Genomic DNA, 14,079 nt, shown 5'->3' on the forward strand with positions numbered 1-14,079 from the left:
CATGGCAGAAATCAAGAATTACACGCTGAACTTCGGTCCCCAGCACCCGGCCGCGCACGGTGTGCTGCGTCTGGTGCTGGAACTGGACGGCGAGGTCATCCAGCGCGCTGACCCGCACATTGGTCTGCTGCATCGCGCGACCGAAAAGCTGGCCGAGAGCAAGACCTACATCCAGTCGTTGCCGTACATGGATCGTCTCGACTACGTGTCGATGATGTGCAACGAGCACGCCTACTGCCTGGCGATCGAAAAGCTCATGGGCATCGAGGTGCCCGAGCGTGCGCAGTACATCCGCGTGATGTTCAGCGAAATCACGCGCCTGCTGAACCATCTGCTGTGGCTGGGTTGCCATGGCCTGGACTGCGGCGCGATGAACATGCTGATCTACTGCTTCCGCGAGCGCGAAGACCTGTTCGACATGTACGAAGCCGTGTCCGGCGCGCGCATGCATGCGGCCTACTTCCGTCCGGGCGGCGTCTATCGCGACCTGCCGGACACGATGCCGCAGTACCGCGTCAGCAAGATCCGCAACGCCAAGGCGATGGCCCGTCTGAACGAGAACCGCCAGGGCTCGCTGCTCGACTTCATCGACGATTTCACCCAGCGCTTCCCGACACTCGTCAGCGAATATGAAACGCTGCTGACCGACAACCGTATCTGGAAGCAACGCACGGTGGGTATCGGCGTGGTGACGCCCGAGCGCGCGCTCAACCTGGGCCTGACCGGCGCGATGCTGCGCGGCTCGGGCATTGCGTGGGACTTGCGCAAGACCCAGCCGTACGACGTCTACGACCGCATGGATTTCGACATCCCGGTCGGCGTCAACGGCGACACCTACGACCGCTATCTGGTGCGCATGGAAGAGATGCGCCAGTCGAACCGCATCATCGAACAGTGCTCGAAGTGGCTGCGCGCCAACCCGGGTCCGGTGATCACCGACAACCACAAGGTTGCTCCGCCGTCCCGCGTCGAGATGAAAACCTCGATGGAAGAGTTGATCCACCACTTCAAGCTCTTCACCGAAGGTTTCCACGTGCCCGAAGGCGAGGCGTATGCCGCCGTCGAGCACCCCAAGGGCGAATTCGGCATCTACATGGTCAGCGATGGTGCCAACAAGCCCTATCGCCTCAAGATCCGCGCGCCGGGCTTTGCGCATCTGGCCGCACTCGACGAAATGTCGCGTGGTCACATGATTGCCGACGCGGTGGCCATCATCGGCACGATGGACATCGTGTTCGGTGAGATCGACCGCTGACCGCCCCGCCTTCACCAACCTGCAACGCAGTTCCGGAACAACTCCCCATGTTCAGTGAAGCCACCCTGGCGCGATTTGCGCGTGAAGTCGCCAAGTACCCCGCCGACCAGAAACAGTCGGCCGTGATGGCCTGCCTGTCGATTGCCCAGCAGGAGCAGGGCTGGGTTGCGCCCGAAGCCGAGCAGGGCATTGCCGACTACCTCGGCATGCCCGCGATTGCCGTGCATGAAGTGACGACCTTCTACAACATGTACAACCAGCGTCCGGTCGGGCAGTTCAAGCTGAACGTCTGCACCAACCTCCCTTGCCAGTTGCGCAATGGTCAGGCTGCGCTGGAACATCTGTGCGAGAAGCTCGGCGTCGAAGACGGTGGCACTACGGCCGATGGCCTGTTCACGGTGCAGAAATGCGAATGCCTGGGCGCTTGCGCCGACGCGCCCGTGATGCTGATCAACGACCGCCAGATGATCAGCTACATGAGCCACGACAAGCTCGACCAACTGGTTGACACCCTCAAGGCTCACGCCAAGCAAGAGGCCTGATGCGATGACGTTCGCGAACTCCCTCGACCTCTCCCAGGCGCTGGCCGGCTTTCAGGCCACCGGCAGCGAAACCTGTTTCCACGACCGCCACATCAACCCGCAGATCTATGCTGGCTTGAATGGCAATAACTGGAGCCTGGCCGACTACGAAGCGCGCGGCGGCTATCAGGCCCTGCGCAAGATCCTGGCGCAAGGCGAAGGCGTCGGCATGACGGCCGATCAGGTGATCGCCGAAGTCAAGGGCTCGGGCCTGCGCGGCCGCGGCGGTGCTGGTTTCCCGACCGGCCTGAAGTGGAGCTTCATGCCGCGTGCGCTGCCGGTGCAGAAGTACCTCGTCTGCAACTCCGACGAGGGCGAACCGGGCACATGCAAGGACCGCGACATCCTGCGCTTCAACCCGCACATCGTCATCGAAGGCATGATCATCGCGGCCTACGCGATGGGCATCTCGGTCGGCTACAACTACATCCACGGCGAGATTTTCGAGGTCTACGAGCGCTTCGAAGCGGCCCTGGAAGAGGCCCGTGCGGCCGGCTACCTGGGCGACAAGATCCTGGGCAGCAACCACAGCTTCCAGCTGCATGCCTTCCATGGCTTTGGCGCCTACATCTGCGGTGAAGAAACTGCGCTGCTTGAGTCACTCGAAGGCAAGAAGGGCCAACCGCGCTACAAGCCGCCATTTCCCGCGAGCTTCGGTCTGTACGGTCGCCCGACGACGATCAACAACACCGAAACCTTCGCGGCAGTGCCCTGGATCATCCGCAATGGTGGCCAGGCCTACCTCGAATGCGGCAAGCCCAATAACGGCGGCACCAAGATCTTCTCGATGGTCGGTGACGTCGAGCGTCCCGGCAACTACGAGGTGCCGATGGGCACGCCGTTTGCCAAGCTGCTTGAACTCGCCGGTGGCGTCAAGGGCGGCAAGAAGCTCAAGGCGGTGATCCCGGGTGGATCGTCCTCGCCGGTGCTGCCCGCGAACATCATCATGGATTGCACGATGGACTATGACTCCATCAGCAAGGCCGGCTCGATGCTGGGTTCGGGCGCCGTGATCGTGATGGACGAAACCCGCTGCATGGTCAAGAGCCTGCTGCGCCTGTCCTACTTCTACAGCCACGAATCGTGCGGCCAGTGCACGCCGTGCCGCGAAGGTACGGGCTGGCTGTGGCGCGTGGTCGACCGGATCGAACACGGCAAGGGCCGCGCCGACGATCTGGCGTTGCTTGACAACGTGGCCGAGAACATCATGGGCCGCACCATTTGCGCCCTGGGTGACGCGGCGGCGATGCCGGTGCGCGGCATGCTCAAACACTTCCGGGATGAGTTCGTCCACCACATCGAACACAAGACCTGCGTGGTCTCTGCATACGTTTAAGGCCCTGCCAGCATGATCGAAATCGAACTCGACGGCCGCAAGGTCGAGGTGACCGAAGGCAGCATGGTGATGCACGCTGCCGAGAAGGCCGGCACCTACATCCCGCACTTCTGTTACCACAAGAAGCTCTCCATCGCGGCCAACTGTCGCATGTGCCTGGTCGACGTCGAGAAGGCGCCCAAGCCCATGCCGGCGTGCGCCACGCCGGTGACGCAGGGCATGATCGTGCGCACCAAGAGCGAAAAAGCGCTCAAGGCGCAGCAGTCGGTGATGGAGTTCCTGCTCATCAACCACCCGCTGGACTGCCCGATCTGCGACCAGGGCGGCGAGTGTCAGTTGCAGGATGTGGCTGTCGGTTACGGCAAGTCGGCTTCGCGCTACGAGGAAGAAAAGCGCGTGGTCTTCCACAAGGAGGTTGGCCCGCTGATCTCGATGGAAGAGATGAGCCGCTGCATCCACTGCACCCGCTGCGTCCGTTTCGGCCAGGAAATCGCTGGTCAGATGGAACTCGGCATGGTGCAGCGCGGCGAGCACTCCGAGATCACGACCTTCCTGGGCGAGACGATCGACTCCGAGCTGTCGGGCAACATGATCGACATCTGCCCGGTCGGCGCGCTGACCAGCAAGCCCTTCCGCTACAGCGCCCGCACCTGGGAGCTGTCGCGCCGCAAGAGCGTCAGCCCGCATGACAGCACCGGCGCCAACCTGATCGTTCAGGTCAAGAACCACCAGGTGCTGCGTGTGGTGCCGCGCGAGAACGACGCCGCCAACGAATGCTGGATCGCCGACCGTGACCGCTTCAGCTACGAAGCGCTCAACAGCGATGCCCGCAACACCCGCCCCATGATCAAGCAGGGCGGGCAGTGGAAGGCGGTCGACTGGACGGTGGCGCTGGAATATGTCGCCAACGGCCTGAAGAACATCAAGACCGACCATGGCGCAGGTGCCATCGGCGCGCTGGCCTCGGCCTACTCGACCAGCGAAGAGCTGTTCCTGCTGGGTCAACTGGTGCGCGGCCTGGGCAGCGACAACATCGACCACCGTCTGCGCCACGCCGACTTCCGCCAGGATGCGGGCGCGGTGCATTGGCTGGGTACGTCGATCGCCAACCTGTCGACGGTGGATCGCGCGCTGGTGATCGGCTCCTTCCTGCGCAAGGACCATCCGCTGTTCGCGCAGCGCCTGCGCCAGGCTGCGCGCCGCGGCGCGCAGATCACCCGCGTGCATGCGCTGGCCGATGACTGGCTGATGCCGATCGCCGCGCAATCGCTGGTGGCTCCGAGCGAGTGGGCCCAGACCCTGATCGAGATCGCTGCAGCCGTCGCCACCGCCAAGGGCGTGACCGCGCCGCTGGCGGTGACGCCGAGCCCTGCCGCCACGGCCATCGCCAACTCGCTGCTGAGCGGCCAGAACAAGGCCGTGCTGCTGGGCAACGCCGCAGCGCAACACCCGCAAGCGGCTGAGTTGCTGACGCTGGCGGGCTGGATTGCCGAGCAGACCGGCGCGAGCGTCGGCTACCTGGGCGAGGCTGGCAACAGCGTCGGCGCCCAGCTGGTCGGCGCGCAGCCGCAGCAAGGCGGTGCCAACGCCGCTCAAATGCTGGCCGAGCCGCGCAAGGCCTACCTGCTGTTCAACACCGAACCGGTGCTGGACGCTGCCAACGCTGCGCAAGCGGCCAAGGCCCTGGCGGGCGCGCAGATGGTGGTGGCTTTCAGCCCCTTCAGCGCCAACATCGAATTCGCCGACGTGCTGCTGCCGATCGCGCCGTTCACTGAAACCGGTGGCAGCTACGTCAACGCCGACGGTCAGGTGCAGAGCTTCCACGGTGTCGTGCGTCCGCTGGGCGAAACGCGTCCAGGCTGGAAGGTGTTGCGCGTGCTGGGCAACTTGCTGGGCCTGGAGGGCTTCGCGCAAGAGAGCGTCGAGGAAGTGCGTGCTGCCGCCTATGGCGATCAGTCGCAGATCAGCGCGCGCCTGTCCAACCGCAGCAGCGCCGCACCGCAGGCCGGCGTGACGCCGCAAGGCCTGCAGCGCCTGGCTGACGTGCCGATCTACGCGACTGATTCCATCGTGCGCCGCGCCCCCGCGCTGCAACACACCGCCGACGCTGCTGCGCCGGTGGCCAGTCTGCCGGCTGACCTGTGGGGCCGCCTCGGCCTGCAAGTCGGCGCGCAGGTGCGCCTCACGCAGAACGGGGCCTCGGTCACGCTGCCGGCTCATCTGGATGCCAGCCTGGCGACCGGCACCGTGCGCGTGAGCGCCGGCCTTGCCGCCACGGCCTCCCTGGGTGACGCCTTCGGCACCCTGACCGTCGAACCCGCCTGAGCCAGGACCTGAAGATGCTGGATACCCTGCAAACCTTGGGCGCTGACCACCTGGGCGCCGCCTGGCCCGTGGTCTGGACGCTGATCAAGATCATCACGGTGCTGCTGCCGCTGCTCGGCTGCGTGGCCTACCTCACGCTGTGGGAGCGCAAGGCCATCGGCTGGACCCAGGTGCGACCGGGCCCGAACCGGGTTGGTCCCTGGGGCCTGCTGACCCCGATTGCCGACGCGGTCAAGCTGATCTTCAAGGAGATCATCACCCCGACGGCGGCCAACAAGGGCCTGTTCTACCTCGGTCCGGTCATGACCATCATGCCGGCGCTGGCAGCCTGGGCGGTGGTGCCGTTCGGCCCCGAAGTCGTGCTGGCCAACGTCAACGCCGGCCTGCTGTTCCTGATGGCGATCACTTCGATGGAGGTCTACGGCGTGATCATCGCCGGCTGGGCGTCCAACTCGAAGTACGCCTTCCTGGGCGCGATGCGCGCCTCGGCACAGATGGTCAGCTACGAAATCTCGATGGGCTTCTGCTTCGTCGTCGTGCTGATGGTGACCGGCAGCCTGAACATGACCGACATCGTCACGATGCAGACCAAGGGCAACTTCGCCGGCATGGGCCTGAATTTCCTGTCGTGGAACTGGTTGCCGCTGTTCCCGATCTTCATCGTCTACTTCATCTCGGGTCTGGCGGAAACCAACCGCCACCCCTTCGACGTGGTCGAAGGCGAGGCCGAGATCGTGGCCGGTCACATGATCGAGTACTCGGGCATGTCGTTCGCGATGTTCTTCCTGGCCGAATACGCCAACATGATCCTGGTCTCCGTGCTGGCCGTGATCATGTTCCTGGGCGGCTGGGATGCACCTGTGGCGTTCCTGAGTTTCATTCCGGGCTGGATCTGGCTGGGGCTCAAGACCTTCTGCGTCGCGACCATGTTCCTCTGGGTCCGTGCCACCTTCCCGCGTTATCGCTATGACCAGATCATGCGTCTGGGCTGGAAGATCTTCATCCCCGTCACCCTGGTGTGGCTGGTGGTGGTGGGCCTGTGGATCCAGTCGCCCTGGAACATCTGGAATTAATACTGGTAGCAGGGCGCTGACGCCCGCCTGAGGAAACACACCATGTCCGCCGTGACCAGTGTCAAGGATTTTGTCTCCAGCTTCATGCTGCTGGAATTGCTCAAGGGCATGAAGCTCACCGGCCGTCATTTCTTCCAGCGTTCTGTCACCGTGCAGTTCCCGGAAGAAAAGACGCCGCAGAGCCCGCGCTTCCGTGGTTTGCATGCGCTGCGCCGCTACGAGAACGGGGAAGAGCGCTGCATCGCCTGCAAGCTGTGCGAAGCGGTCTGCCCGGCCATGGCCATCACGATCGAGTCTGACGTGCGCGAGGACGGCAGTCGCCGCACCACGCGCTACGACATCGACCTGACCAAGTGCATCTTCTGCGGCTTCTGCGAGGAAAGCTGCCCGGTCGACTCGATCGTCGAGACGCACATCTTCGAATACCACGGCGAAAAACGCGGTGACCTGTACTTCACCAAGGACATGTTGCTGGCCGTGGGCGATCGCTACGAAAACGAAATCGCAGCCAACAAGGCGGCGGACGCCAAGTACCGTTAAGACGACATGGATACCACCACTTTGCTCTTCTACGTCTTCTCGACGGTTCTCTTGTTGGCTGGCTTTCGCGTGATCACCGCGCGAAGCCCGGTGCATGCGGCGCTGTACCTGGTGCTGGCATTTTTCAGCGCTTCGTGCGTGTGGATGCTGCTTGAGGCCGAATTCCTCGCCATCTCCCTGGTGCTGGTCTATGTCGGTGCCGTGATGGTGCTGTTCCTGTTCGTGGTGATGATGCTCGACATCAACGTCGACGCCATGCGCCAGGGCTTCTGGAAGCACTTCCCGGTGGCGGCCACCGTGGGTGTGGTCATTGCCCTGGAGATGGCGTGGGTGCTGCAGCGCGGCTTCAACGTGCCCGACGCCAAACCGATGCCGGGTGAGGGCGTGGCCATGCCCAACACCAAGATGCTGGGCATCGAGCTCTACACCGACTATCTCTACCCGCTGGAAATCGCCGCCGTGCTGCTGCTGGTGGGCATCATCGCGGCCATCGCGCTGACGTTGCGCCGTCGCAAGGACGTCAAGGGCCAGAACCCGTCCGAGCAGGTCAAGGCCAAGAAGGCCGACCGCCTGCGCATCGTCAAGATGGATGCGGTGCGCGAAGTTCCCTCCGCGCCGAAAGGACAAGCATGATCACGCTCGGACACTACCTGACGCTGGGCGCGATCCTGTTCGCGCTGTCGGTGATCGGCATCTTCCTGAACCGCAAGAACCTGATCGTTCTGCTGATGTGCATCGAACTGATGCTGCTGGCGGTCAACCTGAACTTCATCGCCTTCTCGCACTACCTGGGCGACATGGCGGGGCAGGTTTTCGTGTTTTTCATTCTTACCGTAGCGGCGGCTGAATCGGCCATCGGACTGGCCATTCTGGTGGTGCTGTTCCGCAATCGTTCGACGATCAACGTCGACGAGCTCGATTCGCTGAAGGGCTGAGGCCAAGGGAACATCAAGAATATGTCTCAGCTCTCGCAATCGATGCTGTTGGCTGTGCCGCTCGCGCCTCTGGCGGGTGCGGTCATCGCCGGTTTCTTCGGCAAGACCGTCGGCCGCACGGGTTCGCACGTCGCGACCATCCTTGGCGTGCTGGTCGCCTTCGTCCTGTCGGTCATCACGCTGCTGGCCGTGATCCAGGACGGTGCGCGCTACAACGCCACCGTCTATGAATGGATGGTGCTCGGCGACCTCAAGATGGAAGTCGGCTTCATGGTCGACGGCCTGACCGCCATGATGATGTGCGTGGTCACCTTCGTCTCGCTGATGGTGCACGTCTACACCATCGGCTACATGCACGAAGACCCGGGCTACCAGCGCTTTTTCAGCTACATCTCGCTGTTCACCTTCTCGATGCTCATGCTCGTCATGAGCAACAACTTCCTGCAGCTGTTCTTCGGCTGGGAAGCGGTGGGCCTGGTGTCCTACCTGCTGATCGGCTTCTGGTTCAAGAAGCCCACGGCGATCTTCGCCAACATGAAAGCCTTCCTGGTCAACCGGGTCGGTGACTTCGGCTTCATCCTGGGCATCGGCCTGATTGCCGCCTACGCGGGCACGCTCAACTACACCGAAGCCTTCGCCAAGGCCGGCGAGTTCAGCAAGCTCGGCTTCGCCAACCCGTTCGGCGGCGCCGAGTGGCAACTCATCACCGTGACCTGCATTTGCCTGTTCATCGGTGCGATGGGCAAGTCGGCGCAATTCCCGCTGCACGTCTGGCTGCCCGACTCGATGGAAGGTCCGACCCCGATCTCGGCGCTGATCCACGCGGCGACCATGGTGACGGCCGGCATCTTCATGGTGGCGCGCATGTCGCCGCTGTTCGAGCTGTCGGATACCGCGCTCAACTTCATCCTGATCATCGGTGCCATCACGGGCCTGTTCATGGGCTTCCTTGGCATCATCCAGAACGACATCAAGCGCGTGGTCGCGTACTCGACGCTGTCGCAGCTCGGCTACATGACGATGGCGCTGGGCGCTTCGGCCTACTCGGTCGCGGTGTTCCACCTGATGACGCACGCGTTCTTCAAGGCGCTGCTGTTCCTGGGTGCCGGCTCGGTCATCATCGGCATGCACCATGACCAGGACATCCGCAACATGGGCGGCCTGCGCAAGTACATGCCCATCACCTGGATCACGTCGCTGCTGGGTTCGCTCGCGCTGATCGGCACGCCGCTGTTCTCGGGCTTCTACTCGAAGGACTCGATCATCGAGGCGCTGCATGCCAGCCAGCTGCCGGCGGCTCCGTGGGCCTACTGGGCGGCGGTGATCGGCGTGTTCGTGACGGCGTTCTACTCGTTCCGGATGTACTTCCTGGTCTTCCACGGCAAGGAAAACTTCCATCACAAGCCGTTCCCGGGGGAGCACGATCACCATGATGACGATCACGGTCATCACCATGCGCACACGCCGCACGAATCGCCCTGGGTGGTGACGCTGCCGCTGGTGCTGCTGGCGATCCCGTCGGTCGTGATCGGCTACCTGACCATCGGCCCGATGCTGTACGGCGACTTCTTCAAGGACGCGATCTTTGTCGACCTGGTCCGTCACCCGGCGATGCAGGAACTGCAGGAAAACTTCCACGGCGCTGCGGCCATGGCCATGCACTCGCTGCAGACGCTGCCATTCATCCTGGCCGTGGCTGGTGTCGTGGTGTCCTACGTGTTCTACATGGTGGTGCCGGCGGTGCCTGCGGCCATCGGTCGCGCCCTGGCGCCGCTGATCAAGGTCATGGAAAACAAGTATTACCTCGACGCGTTCAATGAGCGTGTGCTGGCCGCTGGTGCACGTCTGCTGGGCAAGGGTTTCTGGAAGATCGGTGACGTGGCCCTGATCGACGGCGCGGCCATTAACGGCTCTGCCAAGCTGATCGGCTGGATCGCCTCGCTGGTGCGCCTGTTCCAGACCGGCTACATCTACCACTATGCCCTGGTCATGCTGGTCGGCGTGTTTGCGCTGATGAGCTGGTTCGTCTTCCTGCATCGTTGAGTTCCGGGACTATAAAAAATGGCATATCTCTCGCTCGCGATCTGGATCCCGATTGCCTTCGGCTTGGTCCTGCTGGCCTTGGGCCGTGACGAAAACGCTGGTGTAGTGCGCTGGATCGCGCTGGTCGGCGCCATCGTCAGCTTCGCCGTCACGCTGCCGCTGATCAGCGGTTTCGACGTCACCAGTGCCGCCTTCCAGTTCCAGGAAAACCTGGCCTGGATCGAGCGCTTCAATGTGCGCTATCACCTCGGCGTGGACGGCATTTCGGTGTGGTTTGTGCTGCTGACCGCCTTCATCACGATCATCGTGGTGATTGCCGCCTGGGAGGTGATCGAGAAGCGCGTGCACCAGTACATGGGCGCCTTCCTGATCCTGTCGGGCCTGATGGTCGGCGTGTTCAGTGCGGTCGACGGCCTGCTGTTCTACGTCTTCTTCGAGGCCACCCTGATCCCGATGTACATCATCATCGGCATGTGGGGCGGTGCGCGGCGGGTCTACGCGGCATTCAAGTTCTTCCTGTACACGCTGGCCGGCTCGCTGCTGATGCTGATCGCGCTGATCTTCCTGTACTACAAGTCGGGCGGCAGCTTCGAGATCACCACCTGGCATCAACTGCCGCTGGCCATGCCGGTGCAGACGCTGCTGTTCTTTGCGTTCTTCGCGGCCTTCGCCGTGAAGGTGCCGATGTGGCCGGTGCACACCTGGTTGCCCGATGCCCACGTCGAGGCGCCCACCGGCGGCTCGGTCGTGCTGGCCGCGATCATGCTGAAGCTCGGCGCCTACGGCTTCCTGCGCTTCTCGCTGCCGATCGTGCCCGATGCGGCGCAGGCCTATGCGCCCTTCGTGATCACGTTGTCGCTGATCGGTGTGATCTACATCGGCCTGGTCGCGCTGGTGCAGAACGACATGAAGAAGCTGGTCGCGTACTCGTCGATCGCTCACATGGGCTTCGTCACGCTGGGCTTCTTCATCTTCAGCGAGCTGGGTATTTCCGGCGGTCTGGTGCAGATGATCTCGCACGGCTTCGTATCGGGCGCCATGTTCCTGTCGATCGGCGTGCTCTACGACCGCGTGCACTCGCGTGAAATCTCGGCCTATGGCGGCGTGGTCAATACCATGCCCAAGTTCGCGGCGTTTGCGATCTTCTTCGGCATGGCCAACTGCGGCCTGCCGGGCACGGCCGGTTTCATCGGCGAGTGGATGGTGATCCTGGGCGCGGTCAAGTACAACTTCTGGATCGGTCTGCTGGCTGCCACGGCATTGATCTTCGGCGCGGCTTACACGCTGTGGATGATCAAGCGCGTCTACCTCGGCGATGTCACCAACGACAACGTGCGCGGCCTGAGCGACATCAATGCGCGTGAGTTCCTCATGCTCGCCGTGCTGGCCATCGCCACCCTGGCGATGGGTCTCTACCCCAAGCCTTTCACCGACGTGATGCATGTGTCGGTGACGGAGCTGATCCGCCACGTTGGCGTTTCCAAACTGTGATCTGCGGAGCTGGTTGAACTATGACGGCTATGAACTGGCTCGCGGTCTATCCCGAGATTTTCCTGTTGGTGATGACCTGCGTCGTGGCGCTGGTCGACCTGTTCGTCACCGATGAACGGCGTCTGCTCACCTACGTGTTGAGCCTGGCCACCCTGGCGGTGGTCGCGGGCCTGCACCTGATGCACTTCAACAGTGGCGAGACGGTCTACGCCATGGGCCGCATGGTGGTCAGCGACCCCATGGGACATCTGCTGGCGTTCTTCGCCACGGTGGCCACGGCGGTGACGCTGGTCTATGCGCGACCCTACGCCGCCAGCCGCGAGATGCTCAAAGGCGAGCTGTTCACGCTCAGCCTGTTCTCGCTGCTGGGCATCAGCATCATGGTGTCGGGCAACAACTTCCTGGTGATCTACCTCGGCCTGGAGTTGATGAGCCTGTCGCTCTACGCGCTGGTGGCCTTGCGCCGTGACCACGCCCAGGCCACTGAAGCGGCCATGAAGTACTTCGTGCTCGGCGCGCTGGCTTCGGGCTTCCTGCTCTACGGTCTGTCGATGATGTACGGCGCCACTGGATCGCTCGATCTCGGCCGCGTCTTCGAAGCCATCGGCAAGGGCGAGGCCAACCGTCAGGTGCTGGTCTTCGGCGTGGTGTTCATCGTCTCGGGCCTGGCCTTCAAGCTCGGCGCGGTGCCGTTCCACATGTGGTTGCCTGACGTCTACCAGGGCGCTCCCACGGCGGCCACGCTGCTGATCGCCGGTGCGCCCAAGATCGCGGCCTTCGGCATGACCATGCGCCTGCTGGTCGACGGCATGCTGGGCCTGGCGGTCGACTGGCAGCAGATGCTGGTGGTGCTGTCGGTCTGTTCGCTGCTGGTGGGCAACCTGGCGGCCATTGCGCAGACCAACCTCAAGCGCATGCTGGCCTACTCGACCATTGCGCAGATGGGCTTCCTGCTATTGGGTCTGGTGGCGGGCGTGGTCAACGGCAACACGTTGTCGGCAGCCAACGCCTACAGCTCGTCGATGTTCTACATCGTCACCTACGTGACGACGACGCTGGGCAGCTTCGGCCTGATCATGCTGCTGGCCCGCCAAGGCCATGAGGCGGAAGAGATCTCCGATCTGGCCGGTCTCAACCAGCGCAACCCGCTGCTGGCGGGCGTGATGGCGGTGTTCATGTTCTCGCTGGCTGGTATTCCGCCGACGGTGGGCTTCTACGCCAAGCTGTCGGTGCTGCAGGCGCTGATCTCGACCAACGAGACCGGCTACATCGCCCTGGCCATTTTCTCGGTCGTGCTGTCGCTGGTGGGCGCGTTCTACTACCTGCGCATCGTCAAGGTCATGTACTTTGATACGCCGACCGACACGCATGCCATTCACGCGCCGGCTGATGCCCGCGTGCTGCTGTCAATCAACGGTGCTGCCGTTCTGGCGTTGGGCCTGTTGCCTGGCGGGCTGATGACGATGTGCGCGCAAGCCATCGTCAAGGCCCTGGCCACCTGAACGAAGTTCAACGACCATGGCAACGACCGCATCGATCTGGCTCGTGCTGCTGCTGGCAGCCGCCATGGCCAACCTGCCTTTCGTGAATGAACGGCTCTTTGCGGTGGGTCCGCAGCGTGAGGACAAGGCGTTTTCCTGGCGCCTGCTGGAACTGGTGATGTTTGCGGGCATCGTGATCGTCATCGGTCGCAGCCTGGAGGCCCTGGCCGGTCAGGCGCAGCCGCAGGGCTGGCAGTTCTACGCGGTCATGCTGTGCGTCTTCCTGACGCTGGCCTTTCCGGGTTTTGTCTGGCGCTACCTGCGCCGGCAGCGCAAGCCGGCCTGAGACTCTCCTGATGAGTCAACCCGCGCCGGATTTGCAGCATTTGCCGAGTCTGGCTGAACTTCCACAAGGTGATGCGCACCTGCTGGAGCAGCGCACGGGCGGTGCGCAGGTCTATCGCGGTGGTTTTCTGGACGTGCGGCGTGACGAGGTCAGCCTGCCCGACGGCAGCCACAGCAGCCGCGAGTACATGGTGCACGATGGCGCGGTGATGGTGATTCCGCTGCTCGACGATGGCCGCCTTGTGCTGGAGCGCCAGTACCGCTACCCGCTGCAACGGGCCATGCTGGAGTTTCCTGCCGGAAAGCTCGAAAAAGGCGAGGCCGGCATCGTCTGCGGTGTGCGTGAACTGTTCGAGGAAACCGGCTACACCGCCCGCGAGTGGGCCTATGCCGGCCAGTTGCATAACGCGATTGCCTATTCGACCGAGCACATCCAGATCTGGTTTGCGCGCGGCCTGCAGGCCGGTCAGCGGCAGCTGGACGCGGGTGAATTCCTGGACGTCTTCGCTGCCAGCGCCGATGAGTTGTCGGCGTGGATTCGCGATGGCTTGGTGACTGACGCCAAGACGCTGGTCGGCCTGCTCTGGCTGCAGCAATGGCAGGCCGGCAGTTGGCCGCTGGACTGGCGCAGCGAGCAGGAGCAACTCGCTGCGGCGGGTTGACGTGCGCCGGTA

At 63.2% G+C, this 14,079-nt stretch carries 13 protein-coding genes; all 13 read left to right on the top strand.

Going from position 1 to position 14,079, the window contains the following annotated elements:
• The first annotated feature begins 1 nt into the window (after position 1).
• From AC5IG3_RS08530 to AC5IG3_RS08590, 13 genes are read left to right on the top strand one after another with little or no spacing between them, the layout of a single operon-like run.
• Positions 2-1,255, top strand: coding sequence for an NADH-quinone oxidoreductase subunit D (locus AC5IG3_RS08530; protein WP_491905856.1), 1,254 nt, complete (start codon positions 2-4; stop codon positions 1,253-1,255).
• A gap of 47 nt (positions 1,256-1,302) precedes the next feature.
• Complete coding sequence (nuoE, locus tag AC5IG3_RS08535) at positions 1,303-1,797, top strand: NADH-quinone oxidoreductase subunit NuoE (protein WP_491905857.1); 495 nt, start codon at positions 1,303-1,305, stop codon at positions 1,795-1,797.
• A 4-nt stretch (positions 1,798-1,801) separates the two neighbouring features.
• Positions 1,802-3,172: an NADH-quinone oxidoreductase subunit NuoF gene (gene nuoF, locus AC5IG3_RS08540; protein WP_491905858.1), complete on the top strand. Its 1,371-nt coding sequence runs from the start codon at positions 1,802-1,804 to the stop codon at positions 3,170-3,172.
• Between the two features lie 12 nt (positions 3,173-3,184).
• The gene (gene nuoG / locus AC5IG3_RS08545) at positions 3,185-5,497 is read left to right on the top strand and encodes an NADH-quinone oxidoreductase subunit NuoG (RefSeq protein WP_491905859.1); all 2,313 of its coding nucleotides are present in this window, start codon (positions 3,185-3,187) and stop codon (positions 5,495-5,497) included.
• A gap of 14 nt (positions 5,498-5,511) precedes the next feature.
• Positions 5,512-6,570 (top strand): NADH-quinone oxidoreductase subunit NuoH, encoded by a 1,059-nt coding sequence (gene nuoH / locus AC5IG3_RS08550; RefSeq protein WP_491905860.1) that lies wholly within the window; start codon positions 5,512-5,514, stop codon positions 6,568-6,570.
• Between the two features lie 42 nt (positions 6,571-6,612).
• A complete protein-coding gene (gene nuoI / locus AC5IG3_RS08555) occupies positions 6,613-7,110 on the top strand; it encodes an NADH-quinone oxidoreductase subunit NuoI (RefSeq protein WP_491905861.1) in 498 nt (165 codons plus the stop codon).
• Positions 7,111-7,116: 6 nt separating this feature from the next.
• Entirely contained in the window at positions 7,117-7,743 is a 627-nt protein-coding gene (locus AC5IG3_RS08560) for an NADH-quinone oxidoreductase subunit J (protein ID WP_491905862.1), read from the top strand.
• On the top strand, positions 7,740-8,045 hold the full coding sequence (gene nuoK / locus AC5IG3_RS08565; protein WP_491905863.1) for an NADH-quinone oxidoreductase subunit NuoK: 306 nt from the start codon (positions 7,740-7,742) through the stop codon (positions 8,043-8,045). Before AC5IG3_RS08560 ends, nuoK begins: the two co-directional genes overlap by 4 nt.
• A gap of 21 nt (positions 8,046-8,066) precedes the next feature.
• Positions 8,067-10,088 (top strand): NADH-quinone oxidoreductase subunit L, encoded by a 2,022-nt coding sequence (gene nuoL / locus AC5IG3_RS08570; protein WP_491905864.1) that lies wholly within the window; start codon positions 8,067-8,069, stop codon positions 10,086-10,088.
• Positions 10,089-10,106: 18 nt separating this feature from the next.
• Positions 10,107-11,579 (top strand): NADH-quinone oxidoreductase subunit M, encoded by a 1,473-nt coding sequence (locus AC5IG3_RS08575; protein WP_491905865.1) that lies wholly within the window; start codon positions 10,107-10,109, stop codon positions 11,577-11,579.
• 20 nt (positions 11,580-11,599) lie between these two features.
• Positions 11,600-13,081, top strand: a complete 1,482-nt coding sequence (nuoN, locus tag AC5IG3_RS08580) for an NADH-quinone oxidoreductase subunit NuoN (RefSeq protein ID WP_491905866.1) — start codon at positions 11,600-11,602, stop codon at positions 13,079-13,081.
• 16 nt (positions 13,082-13,097) lie between these two features.
• On the top strand, positions 13,098-13,406 hold the full coding sequence (locus AC5IG3_RS08585) for a DUF2818 family protein (protein ID WP_491905867.1): 309 nt from the start codon (positions 13,098-13,100) through the stop codon (positions 13,404-13,406).
• Positions 13,407-13,416: 10 nt separating this feature from the next.
• On the top strand, positions 13,417-14,067 hold the full coding sequence (locus AC5IG3_RS08590; RefSeq protein WP_491905868.1) for an NUDIX domain-containing protein: 651 nt from the start codon (positions 13,417-13,419) through the stop codon (positions 14,065-14,067).
• The last annotated feature ends 12 nt before the right edge of the window (positions 14,068-14,079 follow it).

The sequence above is a fragment of the Leptothrix sp. (in: b-proteobacteria) genome (assembly GCF_965250675.1).
Classification (GTDB): Bacteria; Pseudomonadota; Gammaproteobacteria; order Burkholderiales; family Burkholderiaceae_C; genus Sphaerotilus.

Excerpts from the sequence above, each read along its gene's own strand:
- nuoF (WP_491905858.1), top strand. The coding sequence starts at position 1,802 with ATGACGTTCGCGAACTCCCTCGACCTCTCCCAGGCGCTGGCCGGCTTT.
- nuoG (WP_491905859.1), top strand. The coding sequence starts at position 3,185 with ATGATCGAAATCGAACTCGACGGCCGCAAGGTCGAGGTGACCGAAGGC.
- AC5IG3_RS08585 (WP_491905867.1), top strand. The coding sequence starts at position 13,098 with ATGGCAACGACCGCATCGATCTGGCTCGTGCTGCTGCTGGCAGCCGCC.
- nuoN (WP_491905866.1), top strand. The coding sequence starts at position 11,600 with ATGACGGCTATGAACTGGCTCGCGGTCTATCCCGAGATTTTCCTGTTG.
- nuoL (WP_491905864.1), top strand. The coding sequence starts at position 8,067 with ATGTCTCAGCTCTCGCAATCGATGCTGTTGGCTGTGCCGCTCGCGCCT.
- nuoH (WP_491905860.1), top strand. The coding sequence starts at position 5,512 with ATGCTGGATACCCTGCAAACCTTGGGCGCTGACCACCTGGGCGCCGCC.
- AC5IG3_RS08560 (WP_491905862.1), top strand. The coding sequence starts at position 7,117 with ATGGATACCACCACTTTGCTCTTCTACGTCTTCTCGACGGTTCTCTTG.
- AC5IG3_RS08530 (WP_491905856.1), top strand. The coding sequence starts at position 2 with ATGGCAGAAATCAAGAATTACACGCTGAACTTCGGTCCCCAGCACCCG.
- nuoK (WP_491905863.1), top strand. The coding sequence starts at position 7,740 with ATGATCACGCTCGGACACTACCTGACGCTGGGCGCGATCCTGTTCGCG.
- nuoI (WP_491905861.1), top strand. The coding sequence starts at position 6,613 with ATGTCCGCCGTGACCAGTGTCAAGGATTTTGTCTCCAGCTTCATGCTG.
- AC5IG3_RS08590 (WP_491905868.1), top strand. The coding sequence starts at position 13,417 with ATGAGTCAACCCGCGCCGGATTTGCAGCATTTGCCGAGTCTGGCTGAA.
- nuoE (WP_491905857.1), top strand. The coding sequence starts at position 1,303 with ATGTTCAGTGAAGCCACCCTGGCGCGATTTGCGCGTGAAGTCGCCAAG.
- AC5IG3_RS08575 (WP_491905865.1), top strand. The coding sequence starts at position 10,107 with ATGGCATATCTCTCGCTCGCGATCTGGATCCCGATTGCCTTCGGCTTG.